The 15,217-nt window shown below is 72.3% G+C and carries 16 protein-coding genes; 5 read left to right on the forward strand and 11 right to left on the reverse strand.

Annotated elements, in window-relative coordinates:
• On the reverse strand, positions 1-563 hold a 563-nt coding region (locus tag ACFVTF_RS08235), incomplete at its 3' end, for an acyl-CoA dehydrogenase family protein (protein ID WP_387810794.1).
• 162 nt (positions 564-725) lie between these two features.
• Between ACFVTF_RS08235 and ACFVTF_RS08240 the strand changes: the two genes are divergently transcribed.
• Positions 726-1,157: a hypothetical protein gene (locus ACFVTF_RS08240; RefSeq protein WP_387810797.1), complete on the forward strand. Its 432-nt coding sequence runs from the start codon at positions 726-728 to the stop codon at positions 1,155-1,157.
• A 74-nt stretch (positions 1,158-1,231) separates the two neighbouring features.
• On the opposite strand, the gene ACFVTF_RS08245 is transcribed toward ACFVTF_RS08240, so the two are convergent.
• The 6 genes from ACFVTF_RS08245 to ACFVTF_RS08270 form a co-directional block, all read right to left on the reverse strand.
• A complete protein-coding gene (locus ACFVTF_RS08245; RefSeq protein WP_387810799.1) occupies positions 1,232-2,194 on the reverse strand; it encodes an electron transfer flavoprotein subunit alpha/FixB family protein in 963 nt (320 codons plus the stop codon).
• 57 nt (positions 2,195-2,251) lie between these two features.
• On the reverse strand, positions 2,252-3,037 hold the full coding sequence (locus ACFVTF_RS08250) for an electron transfer flavoprotein subunit beta/FixA family protein (protein ID WP_387810802.1): 786 nt from the start codon (positions 3,035-3,037) through the stop codon (positions 2,252-2,254).
• A gap of 235 nt (positions 3,038-3,272) precedes the next feature.
• A complete protein-coding gene (locus tag ACFVTF_RS08255) occupies positions 3,273-4,070 on the reverse strand; it encodes a family 1 encapsulin nanocompartment shell protein (protein WP_387810804.1) in 798 nt (265 codons plus the stop codon).
• A gap of 28 nt (positions 4,071-4,098) precedes the next feature.
• A complete protein-coding gene (locus ACFVTF_RS08260; RefSeq protein ID WP_387810807.1) occupies positions 4,099-5,142 on the reverse strand; it encodes a Dyp-type peroxidase in 1,044 nt (347 codons plus the stop codon).
• Between the two features lie 321 nt (positions 5,143-5,463).
• Positions 5,464-6,087: an FMN reductase gene (locus ACFVTF_RS08265; protein WP_387810810.1), complete on the reverse strand. Its 624-nt coding sequence runs from the start codon at positions 6,085-6,087 to the stop codon at positions 5,464-5,466.
• Positions 6,084-7,211, reverse strand: coding sequence for an LLM class flavin-dependent oxidoreductase (locus tag ACFVTF_RS08270; protein WP_387810813.1), 1,128 nt, complete (start codon positions 7,209-7,211; stop codon positions 6,084-6,086). The genes ACFVTF_RS08265 and ACFVTF_RS08270 overlap by 4 nt, the downstream gene beginning before the upstream one ends.
• 157 nt (positions 7,212-7,368) lie before the next feature.
• Between ACFVTF_RS08270 and ACFVTF_RS08275 the strand changes: the two genes are divergently transcribed.
• The gene (locus ACFVTF_RS08275; RefSeq protein WP_387810815.1) at positions 7,369-8,130 is read left to right on the forward strand and encodes a PP2C family protein-serine/threonine phosphatase; all 762 of its coding nucleotides are present in this window, start codon (positions 7,369-7,371) and stop codon (positions 8,128-8,130) included.
• Between the two features lie 109 nt (positions 8,131-8,239).
• Here the strand turns inward: ACFVTF_RS08275 and ACFVTF_RS08280 are convergent, their stop codons facing one another.
• The gene (locus ACFVTF_RS08280; protein WP_387810818.1) at positions 8,240-10,468 is read right to left on the reverse strand and encodes a M9 family metallopeptidase; all 2,229 of its coding nucleotides are present in this window, start codon (positions 10,466-10,468) and stop codon (positions 8,240-8,242) included.
• A gap of 315 nt (positions 10,469-10,783) precedes the next feature.
• Complete coding sequence (locus ACFVTF_RS08285; protein ID WP_063346958.1) at positions 10,784-11,353, reverse strand: DoxX family protein; 570 nt, start codon at positions 11,351-11,353, stop codon at positions 10,784-10,786.
• Between the two features lie 183 nt (positions 11,354-11,536).
• Between ACFVTF_RS08285 and ACFVTF_RS08290 the strand changes: the two genes are divergently transcribed.
• The gene (locus ACFVTF_RS08290) at positions 11,537-12,133 is read left to right on the forward strand and encodes a TIGR03086 family metal-binding protein (RefSeq protein ID WP_387810820.1); all 597 of its coding nucleotides are present in this window, start codon (positions 11,537-11,539) and stop codon (positions 12,131-12,133) included.
• 81 nt (positions 12,134-12,214) lie between these two features.
• A complete protein-coding gene (locus ACFVTF_RS08295) occupies positions 12,215-12,721 on the forward strand; it encodes a hemerythrin domain-containing protein (protein ID WP_387810823.1) in 507 nt (168 codons plus the stop codon).
• Positions 12,722-12,724: 3 nt separating this feature from the next.
• On the opposite strand, the gene ACFVTF_RS08300 is transcribed toward ACFVTF_RS08295, so the two are convergent.
• Both ACFVTF_RS08300 and ACFVTF_RS08305 read right to left on the reverse strand, forming a co-directional pair.
• Positions 12,725-13,513, reverse strand: a complete 789-nt coding sequence (locus ACFVTF_RS08300; protein ID WP_387810826.1) for a VOC family protein — start codon at positions 13,511-13,513, stop codon at positions 12,725-12,727.
• A gap of 120 nt (positions 13,514-13,633) precedes the next feature.
• Positions 13,634-14,215: a Uma2 family endonuclease gene (locus ACFVTF_RS08305; RefSeq protein WP_387810829.1), complete on the reverse strand. Its 582-nt coding sequence runs from the start codon at positions 14,213-14,215 to the stop codon at positions 13,634-13,636.
• 236 nt (positions 14,216-14,451) lie between these two features.
• On the opposite strand from ACFVTF_RS08305, the gene ACFVTF_RS08310 reads away from it, so the two are divergent.
• Positions 14,452-15,129, forward strand: a complete 678-nt coding sequence (locus ACFVTF_RS08310) for a TetR/AcrR family transcriptional regulator (protein ID WP_387810832.1) — start codon at positions 14,452-14,454, stop codon at positions 15,127-15,129.
• The last annotated feature ends 88 nt before the right edge of the window (positions 15,130-15,217 follow it).

Consider the following 15,217-nt stretch of genomic DNA (forward strand, 5'->3'; position numbering starts at 1 on the left):
AACGCCGAGATCCCCCTCGACCGCAGCTCCGGATCCGTCACCGCCATCACCGTGTAGAACTCGGAGACACCCGCGTTCGTGATCCAGCGCTTCACACCGTTCAGCACCCAGAAGTCCCCGTCCCGCACCGCCCGGGTCCGCATCCCCGCCGCGTCCGAACCCGCCTCCGGCTCCGACAGGCAGTACGAGAACATCCCCTCACCCCGCGCCAGCGCCCCCAGGTACCTCGCCTTCAACTCCGGCGAACCCGACAACTGCACCGGCAACGACCCCAGCTTGTTCACCGCCGGAATCAACGAGGACGACGCACACACCCGTGCCACCTCCTCGATCACGATCACCGTCGCCAGCGCGTCCGCCCCCGCACCACCGAACTCCTCCGGCACGTGCACCGCATGCAGCTCACTCCCCTGCAACGCGTCCAACGCCTCCTGCGGGAACCGCCCCTGCTCGTCCACCTCCGCCGCGAACGGAGCGATCTTCGCCTCGGCCAGCGAACGCACCGCCTCACGGAGCATCTCGTGCTCCTCGGAGATACGGAAGAGATCGAACTCCTGGCTCATGATCGCCACTCCTGTTTCACGACGGTACTCAGTACCCTTCATTATGCACCCACGCGGCAAAAAGGGAACTCAGTGCCTTCACATGGCGGCACTGAGTTCCCTATCCTTTTTTCTGCCGAACTTCTGCCGAACAAGCCGGTCCGAGCGCAGGGAGATGACAGCGTGGTCCACTCAGCCATCGATGCCGACACCCGGAGCACCACGCTGTACTTCCAGCGCTGCTCGTGGTGCTGCAACCCGACCTTCCAGCGGCTGCTCTGCCCCACCTGCGGCTCCACCGAGCTGCGGCTGGAGCCCAGCGAGGGCACCGGCGTGGTCCGGCGCTGCGAGGTCGAGCAGGCCCGGACGCCACTGGTCCGTCAGAAGTCCCTGATCCGGATGGCCGAGGGCTTCGACGTCTGGTGCATCGTCGACGGGCTGCGCAGCACCGTCCCGGTCGGGACGCGGGTGCGGCTGCTGTCCGCCCCCGGCTCCGAGCAGCCCGAGCTGCGGCTGCTACCGATGGAGGGGCCGCAGCCGCCGGCGGACGTCGAGCCGCGCCCGCTGCCGCCCGTCCAGGGCGGGTTCACCCAGCACCTCGCGGCCTTCGCCTAGTAGCGTCCACCACACGGCGGAGGGCGTGGCACCGGGTACCCGGTGCCACGCCCTCCCACTGTCGTGTGCGGGGATCAGCCCTTGCGGGCCTTCACCTCGGCGGTCAGCTGCGGCAGCACGGCGAACAGGTCGCCGACCACGCCGTAGTCCGCCAGCTCGAAGATCGGGGCCTCCGGGTCCTTGTTGACCGCGACGATGGTCTTCGAGGTCTGCATGCCCGCCCGGTGCTGGATGGCGCCGGAGATGCCGTTGGCCACGTACAGCTGCGGCGAGACCTGCTTGCCGGTCTGGCCGACCTGGTTGCTGTGCGGGTACCAGCCCGCGTCGACGGCGGCACGCGAGGCACCGACGGCCGCGCCCAGCACGTCCGCGAGCTCCTCGACGACGCCGAAGCCGGCCGCCTCGCCGACGCCACGGCCGCCCGAGACCACGATCGCGGCCTCGGTCAGCTCCGGACGGCCGGTCGAGACCCGCGGGGTGCGCGAGGTGACCTTGGCCGCGTTCCCGGTGAACTCCACCGCCACGTTCTCCACCGAGCCCGCGCCCGCCACGGCCTCGGGGGCCACCGCGTTCGGCTTGACGGTGATGACCGGCACGCCGTTGCTGACGCGCGAGTCGACGGTGTACGAGGCGGCGAACACCGACTGGGTGGCGACCGGGCCGCTGTCGCCCGCGCGCAGGTCGATGGCGTCGGTGATGATGCCGGAGCCCAGCCGCAGTGCGACGCGGGCGGCGACCTCCTTGCCCTCGCCGGAGGAGGTGACCAGGACGGCCGCGGCGTCGTTGGCCTTGGCGATCTGGGTGAGGGCGTCCACCTTCGGGACGACCAGCTGGTCGGTGAACTCGGCGCCCTCGGCGACGTACACCTTGGCCGCGCCGTACTCGGCGGCCTTGGCCGCGAGGTCGGCGGCGGCGGCACCGGCGCCCAGCACGACCGCGGACGGCTCGCCGATCCGGCGGGCCAGGGTCAGCAGTTCGAGGGCCGGCTTGCGGACCACACCGTCGGCGTGGTCCACCAGGACGAGAATCTCAGCCATTGCTCAATGTCTCCGTGTTTCGCTGTGGCAGGGGGTGGGTGGCTCGGCCGGGCCGGCTCAGATGAACTTCTGGTCGGCGAGGAAGCCGGCGAGCTGCTTCCCGCCCTCGCCCTCGTCCTTGACGACCGTGCCCGCGGTCCGCACCGGACGCGCCGCCACCGACTCCACCGCCGTCCACGCACCCGCCAGACCGACCTCGTCGGCCTCGATGCCCAGATCGTCCAGGTCCAACGACTGGACCGGCTTCTTCTTCGCCGCCATGATCCCCTTGAACGACGGGTACCGGGCCTCACCCGACTGGTCCGTCACCGACACCACCGCCGGCAGCGCCGCCTCCACCAGCTCGGTCGCCGCGTCACCGTCACGACGGCCCCGCACCACACCGCCCTCGACCGACACCTCGGACAGCAGCGTCACCTGCGCCACGCCCAGGCGCTCCGCCAGCAGCGCCGGCAGCACGCCCATCGAACCGTCCGTCGACGCCATCCCACCGATCACCAGGTCGAACCCGGTCTTCTCCAGCGCCTTCGCCAGCACCGCCGACGTCCCGATCACATCCGAACCGTGGATGTCCTCGTCGTTCACGTGCACGGCCTTGTCCGCACCCATCGACAGCGCCTTGCGCAGCGCGTCCTTCGCGTCGTCCGGCCCGACCGTCAGCACCGTCACCTCGGCGCCCTCGTTCGCCGCCGCGATCCGCAGCGCCTGCTCCACGCCGTACTCGTCGAGCTCCGACAGGAGGCCGTCCACACCCTCCCGGTCGGTGGTGTGGTCGTCCGCGAACCGACGGTCACCCGTCGCGTCCGGCACGTACTTCACACAGACGACGATCCTCAAGCTCATGAGTGGTTCTCCTGTCACGGTCGCGCTGGTCGATGGCCTCACGTCATGCCGAGGGTACTGAGTGCCAATCCCGGCCCGGCCGCGCCCTGCGCGCCGTGAGCGCCACCTGGACCGGCATACCGTGTCGGCGCTCTTCGACTGGTGTCGGAGGCTCCACGAAGAGGATACGGCACTCAGTACCCCTGGTAAAGGAACTCAGTACCCTTCCCGGTGTGCGCTGGGCCTCAGGGCGCCCTCAGGCGGCCAGCACCACGGCGGCCTCCCCCGTGTAGACGCGGAAGGTCAGGGACTCCTGGAGGTAGAGCCGCACGGTGTCGGCGTCGTGGGAGAGGTAGCCGACGGAGACGTCCTGGCCGAGGAAGAGCTCGAAGTCGCCGCCCCGGGTGGAGAGGAGGAGGGCGCCCTCGATGGCGGGGGCCCAGATGATGTCCCCGTCGAGGAGGCGGGCGAGGTGGTTGTGGACGGGGTAGCCGTGGTCGCTGGTCTCGTTGACGGCGGTGAAGGTGTCCGCGCCGAGCAGGAGCGAGTAGGGGCCGCCGACGCCGGCCAGGCGCAGCGCGGTGAGGGCGCGGCTGACGGCCTCGGGGTACTCGCGGACGTCCTCGGGGAGTTGGACCGGCGGGTTGGTGGAGCCGGCCCGGATGCCCTCGATGGCGGCGGCGCGGTAGCCCTCGAAGACGGCGCGGTCCTCGGCGAGGGCGATGGTGCGGGCGGCGTCCTTCACCGGCTGCCAGTCGGAGTCGCGGGAGCCGCGCTCGACGTCGTCGACGGCCTCGCGGCGGACGGTGAAGGGGACGCGCAGCTCGACCACCGGCTGGGCGGCGCGGGCGTGGGCCTGGACGCCTTCGGCGGGCGGTTCGATGCCGGTCAGGTGGCCGGTGCCGACGGCGGCGAGGGTGGAGCCGTCGGGGCCGTTCAGGTCGACCACGCGGCGGCCGGCGATGTGGAGCTTGAAGGTCTGGCGGGCCTCCTCCTCGATCTCCGCCCAGGCTGCGGCGGAGACGGGGGCGAGGTCGCGGTGCAGGTTGTTCATGGTGCGGGTCCTTGTCGGGAGGTCCGGTTCAGGGCGTGCCGCGCAGGCTGCCGATGCCGAGCGAGCCGGTCCCGGGGGGAGCGCCCGGCTCGGGCGGCACGGGCGGCTCGGGCGGCGCCGACCGCACCGGGGGCGCCGATGGCGCGGGCGGCGGGGCGTCGAGGAAGTCGGCGGTCGGGACGAAGAACAGCGAGCCGGTGGCGGCGGTGGAGAAGTCGAGCAGCCGGTCGGTGGTGCCGGGCGGGCGGCCCACGAACATGTTGCGCAGCATCTCCTCGGTCACCTCGGGATCGCGCGCGTAGCCGATGAAGTAGGTGCCGAACTCGCCGCCGCGGTCGAACGAGCCGAAGGCCATGTTGTAGCGGACGATCTGCCGTTCCTCGCCGTCCGGCCCGGTCACGGTGCTGAGCGCGACGTGCGAGTCGGCCGGTTTGACGGCGTCGTCGAGCTCGATGTCGGTGAGCTTGGTGCGGCCGACCGCCCGCTCCTGGTCCTCGACGCTCAGCGCGTTCCACGCGTCCAGGTCGTGCAGGTACTTCTGAACGATGACGTAGCTGCCGCCGGTGAAGTCCGGGTCCTCGGCGCCGACCACGGCGGCGGTCTCGGCGGCCCGGCCCTCGGGGTTCTCGGTGCCGTCGACGAAGCCGAGCAGGTCCCGGTCGTCGAAGTACTTGAAGCCCTGGACGGAGTCCACCACGGTGGCCGCCCCGGCCAGCCGGCCGGTGAGCTGGCCGGCCAGCTCGAAGCACAGGTCCATCCGGGCGGCCCGCAGGTGCAGCAGCAGGTCACCGGGGGTGGCCGGGGCCCGGTGGCGGGTGCCGGCCACCTCCCGGAAGGGGTGCAGGCCGGCCGGCCTGGGGCCGTCGAAGAGCCGGTCCCAGGCGTCCGAGCCGATGCCGGTGACGCAGGTGAGGCCCCCCTCGGGGGCCCGGAAGCCGACCGCGCGGCGCAGCCCGGCGAGGTCGGGCAGCAGGTCGCGGACGGCGTCCTCGCCGCCGGGCTCGACGGTGAGGACCAGGAAGACCGCCGCGCTGGTCAGCGGGGAGAGCACGGCTTGCGGTTCGGCCTGCATGGCGAGGGTTCCTCCACGGTGGTCCACACGGTGGTGCAGGAGGCCGGGGGGCGTCCCGCTCGTGGCCGGTGGTCAGCGTGCCGCGGCTGCCGCCGGCCGGGCGGGCCGACGGTGTGACGGACCAGCGGCGTGACGGACCGGCGAACATCTGATCATGCGTACGATTACACCCCATAGCGGGCCATTCGGCGCGGGCGGCACTCCCCCGAACGGCCCTCCCGGACGCGCCGTCCGATGAGGCCGTCCGGGGGCGCCCGCCGCCGGTGGGCACGCGGAAGGGGCGGACGCGCCGTCACGCGCCCGCCCCTTCCACCCCGGCTGTCAGACCCGCAGGGCCGCCAGCTGCTCGGCGAACGGCACCACCTGTTCGGGCAGCGCCGGCGCCGCCGGGCCGCGGCCGGCCAGCAGCGCCGCCAGTTCGCCCGCCGCGCGGTCGATCCGGCCCGGGAGGCCGTCGGTGAGCCCGTCCCCCGCCGTGCCCCAGTCGTCGGTGGCCGCGTAGACGGCGGTCGGCACCACCACCGCGCGCAGGTAGCTGAACAGCGGCCGGACGGCGTGCTCCAGGGCGAGCGAGTGCCGGGGCGTGCCGCCGGTGGCGGCGATCAGCACCGGCTTGCCGGTGAGCGCGTCGTGGTCGACCAGGTCGAAGAAGGACTTGAACAGGCCGCTGTAGGAGGCGGTGAAGATCGGCGTCACCGCGATCACCGCGTCCGCCCCGGTCACCGCGTCGATCGCCCCGCGCAGCGCCGCGCCGGGGAAGCCGGTGACGAAGTGGTGGGCCATCTCCGTGGCCAGGTCGCGCAGTTCGACCACCGTGACGTCCACCTGCCGCCCGGTGTCGGACAGTTGGCGGATCGTCGATTCGGAGAGGCGGTCGGCCAGCAGCCGGGTCGAGGACGGCTTGCTCAGCCCGGCGCTCACCACCACCAGCCGGTACGCGGTCACTTGGCCACCTCCATGGTCTCCCCGTCGACGGACTTCCCGTCGGCGGACTCCTCGTCGCGGGCCGCGACCCGCGCGGCGTGCGTCGGCCCGTCCGGCACCGCGGCCGGGCGGTTCCTGGCGAACTCCTCGCGCAGCACCGGCACGACCTCCTCGCCGAGCAGGTCCAGCTGCTCCAGCACGGTCTTCAGCGGCAGGCCGGCGTGGTCCATCAGGAACAGCTGGCGCTGGTAGTCGCCGAAGGACTCGCGGAAGGCCAGCGTCTTCTCGATGACCTCCTGCGGGCTGCCCACGGTCAGCGGGGTCTGCTCGGTGAACTCCTCCAGCGAGGGCCCGTGCCCGTACACCGGCGCGTTGTCGAAGTACGGGCGGAACTCCCGCACCGCGTCCTGCGAGTTGCGCCGTATGAACACCTGCCCGCCGAGGCCGACGTACGCCTGCTCGGGCGTGCCGTGGCCGTAGTGGGCGTAGCGCTCGCGGTAGAGGGCGACCAGCTTCTGGAAGTGCTCCTTGGGCCAGAAGATGTTGTTCGCGAAGAAGCCGTCCCCGTAGTAGGCGGCCTGCTCGGCGATCTCCGGGCTGCGGATCGAGCCGTGCCAGACGAACGGCGCGACGCCGTCCAGCGGGCGCGGGGTGGAGGTGAAGGACTGCAGCGGGGTGCGGAAGCGGCCCTGCCAGTCCACCACCTCCTCGCGCCACAGCTGGTGCAGCAGCGCGTAGTTCTCGACCGCGAGCGGGATGCCCTGGCGGATGTCCTTGCCGAACCACGGGTAGACCGGGCCGGTGTTGCCGCGGCCCATCATGAGGTCCACCCGGCCGTCGGCGAGGTGCTGGAGCATCGCGAAGTCCTCGGCGATCTTCACCGGGTCGTTGGTGGTGATCAGCGTGGTCGAGGTGGAGAGGATGATGCGGTCGGTCTGCGCGGCGACGTAGCCGAGCATGGTCGTCGGCGAGGACGGGACGAACGGCGGGTTGTGGTGCTCGCCGGTCGCGAAGACGTCGAGGCCGACCTCCTCCGCCTTGCGCGCGATGGCCACCATGGCCTTGATCCGCTCGTGCTCGCTCGGGGTGCGGCCGGTGGTCGGGTCGGGGGTGACGTCGCCGACGGTGAAGATTCCGAACTGCATGCTGCTCACCACACTCCAGGTCGGCCCCTCGCCCGGGCGCTCGGGCGCACGGGGTTCTCGGGGCGGATCGTTAAACTTTCAACCACCTTAGCACCCGGGTGCGGATCGTTATTCCCGCCCACAATTGAGGGGGGAGCTCCGGAAGGGCGGCGAGCCGATGACGGCGTACATCGCGGTGAGCGCGCTGAGCCACGAGGGCCTGGTGCGGCAGCACAACGAGGACAGCCTCACGGCCGGGCCCTGGACACTCTGCGCCACCGTGACGGGCAACCCGCAGACCCTGCTGTTCCCGCTCGGCCCGCCCTGCGTGGTCGCCGTGGCGGACGGCCTGGGCGGCCACCCCGGCGGCGAGGTCGCCAGCGCCCTGGTGGCCCGCCGACTGGCCGCCCACGGCGCCGCACTGGACGGCGAGGAGGCCGTCCGGGAGGAACTCCAGGAGTGCAACCGGGCGGTGTACGCGGCCGCCGCCGGCGAACCCGAGCTGGCCGCGATGGGCACCACGGTGGCCGGCCTGGTCCTGCTGCCCGGCCGGGCGGTGGCCTTCAACGTGGGCGACAGCCGGGTCTACCAGGTCACCCCGGACGGGCTGCGCCGGGTGAGCGTGGACGACAGCCCGCCGCTGCCGCCCGGCCGGCGCACCACCTCGGTGGTCACCCAGACCCTGGGCGGCTCGCTCGGACTGACCTTCGTCGAGCCGCACGTGCGCGCCGCACCGCTGGCCGCCGGCGACCGCTACCTGGTGTGCAGCGACGGCCTGACCGACCCGGTGCCGGAGGAGGAGCTGGCCGCACTGCTCGCCCGGCCGGACGACGGATCCGACCGCGCCGACGGGAGGGCCGCGTTCGAGCTCTGGAAGGCGGCGATCGCGGCCGGCGGTCCGGACAACATCACCCTGGCGCTGGTCCGGATCGGCGAATAGGCCCTGTCCGGCCCGGCCGCCGGCGGGAACGGACCCGCCCCGGCGGGGCGCCGAAGCGCTCCGCCGGGGCGGTCACCTGTCCGTATTCGGTCGCTCGACGAGCGTCCGGTCAGAGTTCGCTCGTGACGCTCACCCCGCTGAAGCCCTGCTGGGCGTAGAGGCTGAAGTAGACGTAGCCGGCCGGCGGGTTGGTGATCGTCAGGGTCTCGGAGTTGTCCGGACCCGCCGAGTGCGCCGTGCTGGAGTCGGTGTACGCCCAGCCGGCCGGGTTGTAGTAGAGGTCGCCGTTGCCGGTGCCGCCACTGGTGGTGACCTTCACCTGCTTGGTGCCCGCCGGCACCAGGAGGTAGAAGTGCGCGTAGTTGCCGGTGGTCGCCGCGATGTTGCTGCGGGCGCAGTTGGCGTCCAGCTTGCGGATGTCGGTGCCGGCGCACTCCGGCAGCTGCGGCTGGGTGGGCGTGCCACCGCCGGAGGCGCAGGCGCCGTTGGCGCACGCCGTCAGCCAACTGTCGAAGCCGGCGTCGTAGCGGGTGCCGATGGTGGTCTTGAGCAGGGTGCGGGCGCCGGCCCAGTCGCCGACGCGGTACTTGGCGAGGACGGAGTCCAGGTCGCCGCGGTGCTGCTCCAGCATGTAGCGGACGGCGAGGTAGCCCCAGCGGTAGACCCGGTCCTGGTCACCGTAGGCGGTGTCGAAGAGGTCGCTCAGCTTGTAGGTGTGCCGGGCGGCCGCCGCGATGGCGGCGTCGTTGGTCACCTTGCGGTACGAGTACGAGATGTACTCGGCGAAGCCCTCGACCCACCAGACGGTCGGGGTGGTCATGCCGGCGTTGAAGTCGCCGTACATGTCGAACCGGCCGTCGAGGTAGTGGGTGTACTCGTGGTTGAGGTTCCAGATCTCGAACGACGGGCGGGCCCACTCGGCCTCGTAGCAGAGGAAGCGCGGCTGGTTGCCGGCCTTGGCCGGGTCGCCCTCCAGGTACATGCCGCCGTTGTTGGTGTCGATGCCGTAGATGGCCGCGGCCAGCACCTGGTAGTCCAAGGAGGAGTGGAAGACCACGACCTCGATCGTGGTGTTGCCGTCGTCCTTGACCGGGCCGTTGTCGCGCACCACCGAGTGGAAGTACGCGTCCTGGCCGGTGAGGCTGGTGCAGGCGGTGCCCAGCTGGGTGTTGTCCAGCGCCTGGGCGATCAGCTTGATGCTCGGGCTGCAGGTGTAGTTGACCGTCAGCACGCCCGCCTTGAGCTGGTCGGAGGCGTTGCAGGTGCCGTAGTAGGCGCAGTTGGCGGCGTCGTAGTAGCCGACCCCGTCCGCGACCGCGGCCCACTGGTAGACGGTGCGGCCGTTCGGCGCGGACTGCGCGACCAGCGACTTGGCGAGCGGGCGGACCTTGGGCTGGAGCGCCGTGTCCTTCAGGAAGCGGGTCAGCTCCTTGGCCGCGTTGTAGACCAGCACGCCGAAGTCGCCGCCGAGCTGGTCGTTGTTGCGGGTCGCGAAGCCGGACAGCGCGTCCAGCACGCTCGGGTCGGCCTCGACCGCCGCGTCGAAGCCGGTCACCTGGTGGCCGCGGAACAGCACCGTGAAGACCGGGTTGACCGCCCAGGCCATGCCGGCCGGGTTCCAGGTGGCGCTGCTGTAGTCGTTCAGCAGCTGCTTGACCACCGGGAGGTAGCGGATGTTCTCCTGCGCGCTGTCGATCAGGGTGACGGCCTCGCCCAGGATGGGCGCGTTGCCCGCGGCGACGTCCCGCACGTGCGCGCCGCCGAAGAAGGCGTCCAGCCCGGAGCGGATCGCCGTCTGGAGGGCGGTGCCGTAGGTGCCGACGTCGTCCTTGTGGTACCACTGCGCGAAGTACCCGGCGCGCAGGTACAGCACCAGCTGCTCGACGGAGGTCGAGTTGTCACCCGGGTAGCTGCCGGACGCGTCGCGCAGCGCGTACGCCACGGTGGTCATCTGCTCCTCGCGGAACGCGCCCCTCGCGTCCGCGCCGGTGAGCTGGAAGAGCCCGTTGATGCACTGGATGTCGGCGGCCTTGATGTGCTGGACCAGGTCGCCGCCCGTCCGGCCGGTGAAGTCACCGACGTTGCAGGGCTGTGCGGCCGCGCCGAGGGCGAAGGCCTTGGCGGTCGGCCGGGCCTCGGCCGGCCGGGTGTCGAGCGGGAGCGGGGCCCGCTGGTCGGCAGAGGCGAACTGCCGGTCGGCGTGGCCGCGCTCGGGGGCGCCGACGGCGGGCTGCGGCGCCGGTCCGGCGGGGGTGGTGGGGGCGGACGCGCCGCCGCCGGGGGCGGTGGCGGGGGCGGCCTTGCTCTGTGGGGCGAACAGGCCGATCGTCAGGAACATGGTCAGGGCTAGTACTAACAGCCTTGCCAGCTGCGGGAGTCGCAGCAGACGCGCGGAACTCACGTGGGGGCCTCCGGGCCGTCGTCGGCCGCATTGGGGGTGCGGCCGGTGGGGTGGTGAGGACCGTTGGCGACGGCGCCTCGTGGGCGGCTCCGTCGTGCACACGGTGGGGAGTGTGACATGTACCATGGCACACATCACATGACGTTGGATAGACCCGCTCATGTGAGCGATTGGCGGGGGAATGACGCAGGGGCCGTGCCGGCGATTCGCCGGCACGGCCCCTGCGCTCGGGGGTTGACGCCCCGCGCTCGACTACTTCCGCAGCAGCAGGATCACGCCGGCCGTCACCAGGCCGACCAGGACCGCCGCCGCGCCGTACGCCAGTCGGTGGGCGCGCAGCACCGGCAGGAAGCGGTCCACGGCGTAGCGGCCCGGGCCGGTCAGGGCGAGCGCGGCGGCACCCGCCGTGAGCAGCAGCTCGTACTCGCTGCCCTTCGGGGCGAAGAATCCGCCGCCCCAGGTGACGGCGATCGCGTTGACCATCGTGCCGACGATCGCGGCACCCGCCAGCGGGGTCAGCAGGCCGACGGCGAGGGCCAGCCCGCCGAGCGTCTCGGTGAGGCCCGCGACCACGGCCATGGCGTTGCCCGCCGGGTAGCCGCTCATGGTGAAGAACTGACCGGTGCCGTCGATCCCGCCGCCGCCGAACCAGCCGAACAGCTTCTGGCTGCCGTGCGCGGCCATGGTCAGGCCGAGGGCCAGGCGCAGGAGCAGGAGTCCGGCGTCGTAGGCGTGCGGGGAGGTCGTCGCGGAGTCGGGGGTCGCCCGGCCCGGGAGGACGGTGGTGGTGGGGGCGGTCGTGCTCGGGCTGCTGCTCGGCATGCGCGTCTCCATCGATCGGGATCGGTCGTAGGGGTGTGGTGGCGCGGCCGGGCGGGTCGTCCCGCGACTGTTGTTCAAATTTGAACCGGCCACTCCTCGACCGTACCTTGGAGTTCGAATTTGAACAACTGACGGATCGTGGACAACTCGCGGGCCGGACCCCGCCCGGGGCAGGGTGGAGACATGGCTCAACGCAGGCAGCACCGGCCGGCCGCGAAACCCGGCACGCCCTACCCCGAAGCCCTCGCCGCCTTCGGCGAACGCGTCCGGCTGATCACCCCCCGCCAGTGGGACGCCCCCACCCCGTGCGCCGACTGGTCCGTCCGCGAACTCGTCAACCACCTCACCAGCGAACAGCTGTGGATCCCCGAACTGCTGATGGGCGCCACCATCTCCGAGGTCGGCGGCCGCTTCGACGGCGACGTCCTCGGCGACGACCCGGTCACCACCTGGACGGAAGCCGCCGACGCCGCCCGGGACGCCTTCGCCGTCCCCGGCGCCACCGAGCTCACCGTCCACCTCTCCTTCGGGGACGTCTCCGGGCAGTACTACCTGGACCAGCTCACCACCGACCTCGTCATCCACAGCTGGGACCTCGCCGAAGCCGTCGGACGGCACACCCGGCTCCCGGCGGAACTCGTCGACTTCGCCCTCGGCGAGTTCGCCGGCTACGGGAACCTCTCCGGGAGCGGCCTGTTCGACCCGCCCCTGCCCGTCCCCGACGACGCCGGCCCGCAGACCCGCCTGCTCGCCCTCACCGGGCGGCGCGACCGGCCCTGACCTGCGGCGACCGCTCCAGGAGTCCGACGCCGGATACTGGAAGGAGCGGGGGCCGCGATCCGTGCGAGAGGCGGGCACGCCATGAGCCGCAGGCCGGACATCCTCGGCGAGTTCACCGCCGACCACCGGGCGGTCACCGAGCTGCTCGACCGGATCGAGCAGACACCCGCCGGCGCCGCCGAGCGCGCCGACCTGCTGGCCCGACTGACCGACCTGCTGTTCACCCACTGCGCGGCCGAGGAGGAACACCTCTTCCCGCTCGTGCAGCACGACGTGCCGGACGGCGGGGCGCTGGTGTTCGGCAGCATCCACGAGCACCTGGCGATCGGGCAGTACCTCTCCGACCTCCAGGGGCTCGGCCCGGCCGACCCGGCCTTCGACACCCTGCTGCGCGGCCTCACCGACACCCTGCGGCGCCACCTCGCCGTCGAGGAGAAGCAGCTCTTCCCGGCCGCACGCAAGGCCCTGCCCGCCACCACCCGAGCCGCGCTCGGCGACCGGCTGCGGACCGAGCGCGCGGAAACCGCCGCGGACGCCGAGGGCCTTGAGGGGGCGGGGCCCGCCGAGGCGGGCAGCGCCGAGCCGTGACCGTCAGTTCTTCGGGCTGATCACCGCGAAGCGGCCGCCCTCCCGGTCCTGCAGCCGGGCCACCCGCCCGTACGGGGAGTCGAAGGCGGCTCCCACCACCGAACCGCCCAGCTCCACGGCCCGGGCCAGCGCCCGGTCCGCGTCCGGGACGGCGAAGGACACCTCCCAGTGCGGCGGCAGCCCCGCCGCACCGCCCGCCTGCTCCCTCGCCAGCGCGGCGACGCTGTGGCCCTCCGCCCGCAGCACCACCCGGTCGTGCTCCCAGCGGACGTCGAACCGCTCCGGGTCACGGCCGTCCCAGCGGAACACCTGCCCGTAGAACAGGGCCGCCGCGAACGGGTCCGGCGTGCGCAGCTCGATCCAGACCGGTGCGCCCGGCAGGTCCAGCCGCCGGGCCCGGCCCAGCGGGCCCTCCCAGATGCCGAACACCGCCCCGGCCGGGTCCGCCGCGAAGGCCACCCGCCCGGCGTCGAAGGCCAGCGGGCCCACCGCCAGGGTCGCGCCGCGCTCGCGCACCGCGTCGGCGGCCTCGTCCGCGCTCTCCGTACCGAAGTAGCTGGTCCACGCCACCGGCATCGCCCAGTCGCTGCCCGCGACCCCCAGCCCGGCCACCGCCTCCCCGCCGGTCACCGCGTGCACGTACGGGCCGAAGCGGTCCGGCCCGGGCTCGAACTCCCAGCCGAGCAGCGGCCCGTAGAACGCCTTCGCCCCCTCCAGGTCCCGGGCCGTCAGGCTCACCCAGCACGGAACGGCCGCCACGCAGCGCACCTCGGCGGTCTCACCGCTGCCCATCGCGGACCTCCTCGCCACCCGGCCGCCGGGCCCCTCCCGACTCCCACGGCCCACCGGCCGCCCGGGACGCCCACAGCCTAGGCCGATGGGCGTAGCGCCCCCGGGGAGGCATGGCCGGGATCAGCGCACCCAGTTCTTGAGCGGCTCGGTGTCCAGCGAGATCCCCACCGGCTCGGGGAGGTGGACGGTCTTGCCGAACGGGAGGATCTGCGCGGTCTCGTAACGGACACCGTCGGGCTGGCTGTAGACGGTGACCTCGGCGGAGTCGCGGTCGATCAACAGGTAGACGGGGATGCCGGCCTCTGCATAGGCGCGCGGCTTCTCGACACGGTCCCGCCGGTTGGTATCGGAGTCGTAGGAAGTGACCTCGGCGACCATCAGCACGTCGCTGGTCTCGGCCCACTCCCCCGTGCCGACGAAGGCGTCTGCATGCGCCAACGTGCCGTCCGGGCGGGCAAAACTGCCACGGTAGCCCTGGATCTTCAGCCCCTGATCGTGCAGATAGAGCTCAGGCCGGGCCTGGATGCAGATCCGCAGCAGCCACTGGATCATGCGGCCGTGGTCGCCGTCTGGCACGGGCTTGACCCCCAGCTTCCCGTTGATGAGCTCCGGCCGGATGCGTTCGGCAGTTCGAGCCAGAAGACGAGCGAACTCCTCGAACTCCTCGGGCAGCATCTGCGGGCGGTCGGAGATCGCGGTCACGGCTTTCCTCCTTCGCCTGGGCACCCTGTGGTGCAACGAACACACCGGCAAGTGGTCACGGGCCATCTGGATTCCGACGATAGCGCCCACCGCCCGGCCCTCCCAGTCACATCGGAGCGGGGAAATGTGACCCAGGTCACAGCGAAAGGCGAAATTTCCGGGGAGGGAATCCCCGTTTGGTCTTTCGTAGGCAGAAGCGGGGAGAACTTCCCCGGTATCCTGAAGGAGCAGTCGCCGTGACCACCGCCGCCACCGAGCCGGTCCGACCCGTGGAGACCGCCCGTGCGCCCAAGCTGCGCGCTGACGCGACCCGCAACCGGGAGCGGATCGTCCTGGCGGCTCGCGACGCTTTCGTCGAGCACGGCGCGGACGTGCCGCTGGACGAGATCGCGAAGCGGGCCGGGGTCGGCAACGCCACGCTGTACCGGAACTTCCCGGACCGCTCGGCGCTGGTCCGCGAGGTGGCGCTGCTCGTCAAGAGCCGTATCCTGGCCCTCGCCGAGACGGCGACGGCCGAGGCGGACGCCCCTGACGGCGTCCCGTTCGACGCCCTGCAGCGGTTCGCGCACGCGACCGTCGCGGAGAAGCTCGGCGCGCTCTGCCCGATGTTCAGCAGCCACGTCGACCCGTTCGACCCGGACCTCACCGAGGCCCGCGTGCGCCTGACGGCCGCCGTGAGCGGTCTGATGGAGCGCGCCCGGGCGGCGGGTGAACTGCGGGCGGACGTCGACCACGGTGACCTGTTCATCGCGATCAGCCAGCTGACCCGGCCGCTGCCGGGGACGTCCTGCCAGCTGCTCGACGACTTCGTCCACCGGCACCTGCAGCTGTTCCTGGACGGGCTGCGCGCGCCGGCCCGTTCGGTGCTGCCCGGCCGGGCCGCGACCTTCGAGGACTTCCAACCCCACCACTGACCCACCAGCGGCACCCCGACCGACCGACCCGCCCTCCGGACCGCGCCGACCACCGGCCCGCCAGGAGCTGATCCCCGCACGCCCCGCA

The sequence above is a fragment of the Kitasatospora sp. NPDC057940 genome (genome assembly GCF_042887425.1).
In the GTDB taxonomy this organism is placed as follows: domain Bacteria; phylum Actinomycetota; class Actinomycetes; order Streptomycetales; family Streptomycetaceae; genus Kitasatospora.

Bases quoted from the DNA above. Each gene is read 5' to 3' on its own strand.
- ACFVTF_RS08280 (WP_387810818.1), bottom strand. From the start codon at position 10,468: ATGTTCCTGACGATCGGCCTGTTCGCCCCACAGAGCAAGGCCGCCCCC.
- ACFVTF_RS08245 (WP_387810799.1), bottom strand. From the start codon at position 2,194: ATGGCTGAGATTCTCGTCCTGGTGGACCACGCCGACGGTGTGGTCCGC.
- ACFVTF_RS08275 (WP_387810815.1), top strand. From the start codon at position 7,369: ATGACGGCGTACATCGCGGTGAGCGCGCTGAGCCACGAGGGCCTGGTG.
- ACFVTF_RS08285 (WP_063346958.1), bottom strand. From the start codon at position 11,353: ATGCCGAGCAGCAGCCCGAGCACGACCGCCCCCACCACCACCGTCCTC.
- ACFVTF_RS08300 (WP_387810826.1), bottom strand. From the start codon at position 13,513: ATGGGCAGCGGTGAGACCGCCGAGGTGCGCTGCGTGGCGGCCGTTCCG.
- ACFVTF_RS08260 (WP_387810807.1), bottom strand. From the start codon at position 5,142: ATGCAGGCCGAACCGCAAGCCGTGCTCTCCCCGCTGACCAGCGCGGCG.
- ACFVTF_RS08250 (WP_387810802.1), bottom strand. From the start codon at position 3,037: ATGAGCTTGAGGATCGTCGTCTGTGTGAAGTACGTGCCGGACGCGACG.
- ACFVTF_RS08270 (WP_387810813.1), bottom strand. From the start codon at position 7,211: ATGCAGTTCGGAATCTTCACCGTCGGCGACGTCACCCCCGACCCGACC.
- ACFVTF_RS08290 (WP_387810820.1), top strand. From the start codon at position 11,537: ATGGCTCAACGCAGGCAGCACCGGCCGGCCGCGAAACCCGGCACGCCC.
- ACFVTF_RS08295 (WP_387810823.1), top strand. From the start codon at position 12,215: ATGAGCCGCAGGCCGGACATCCTCGGCGAGTTCACCGCCGACCACCGG.
- ACFVTF_RS08255 (WP_387810804.1), bottom strand. From the start codon at position 4,070: ATGAACAACCTGCACCGCGACCTCGCCCCCGTCTCCGCCGCAGCCTGG.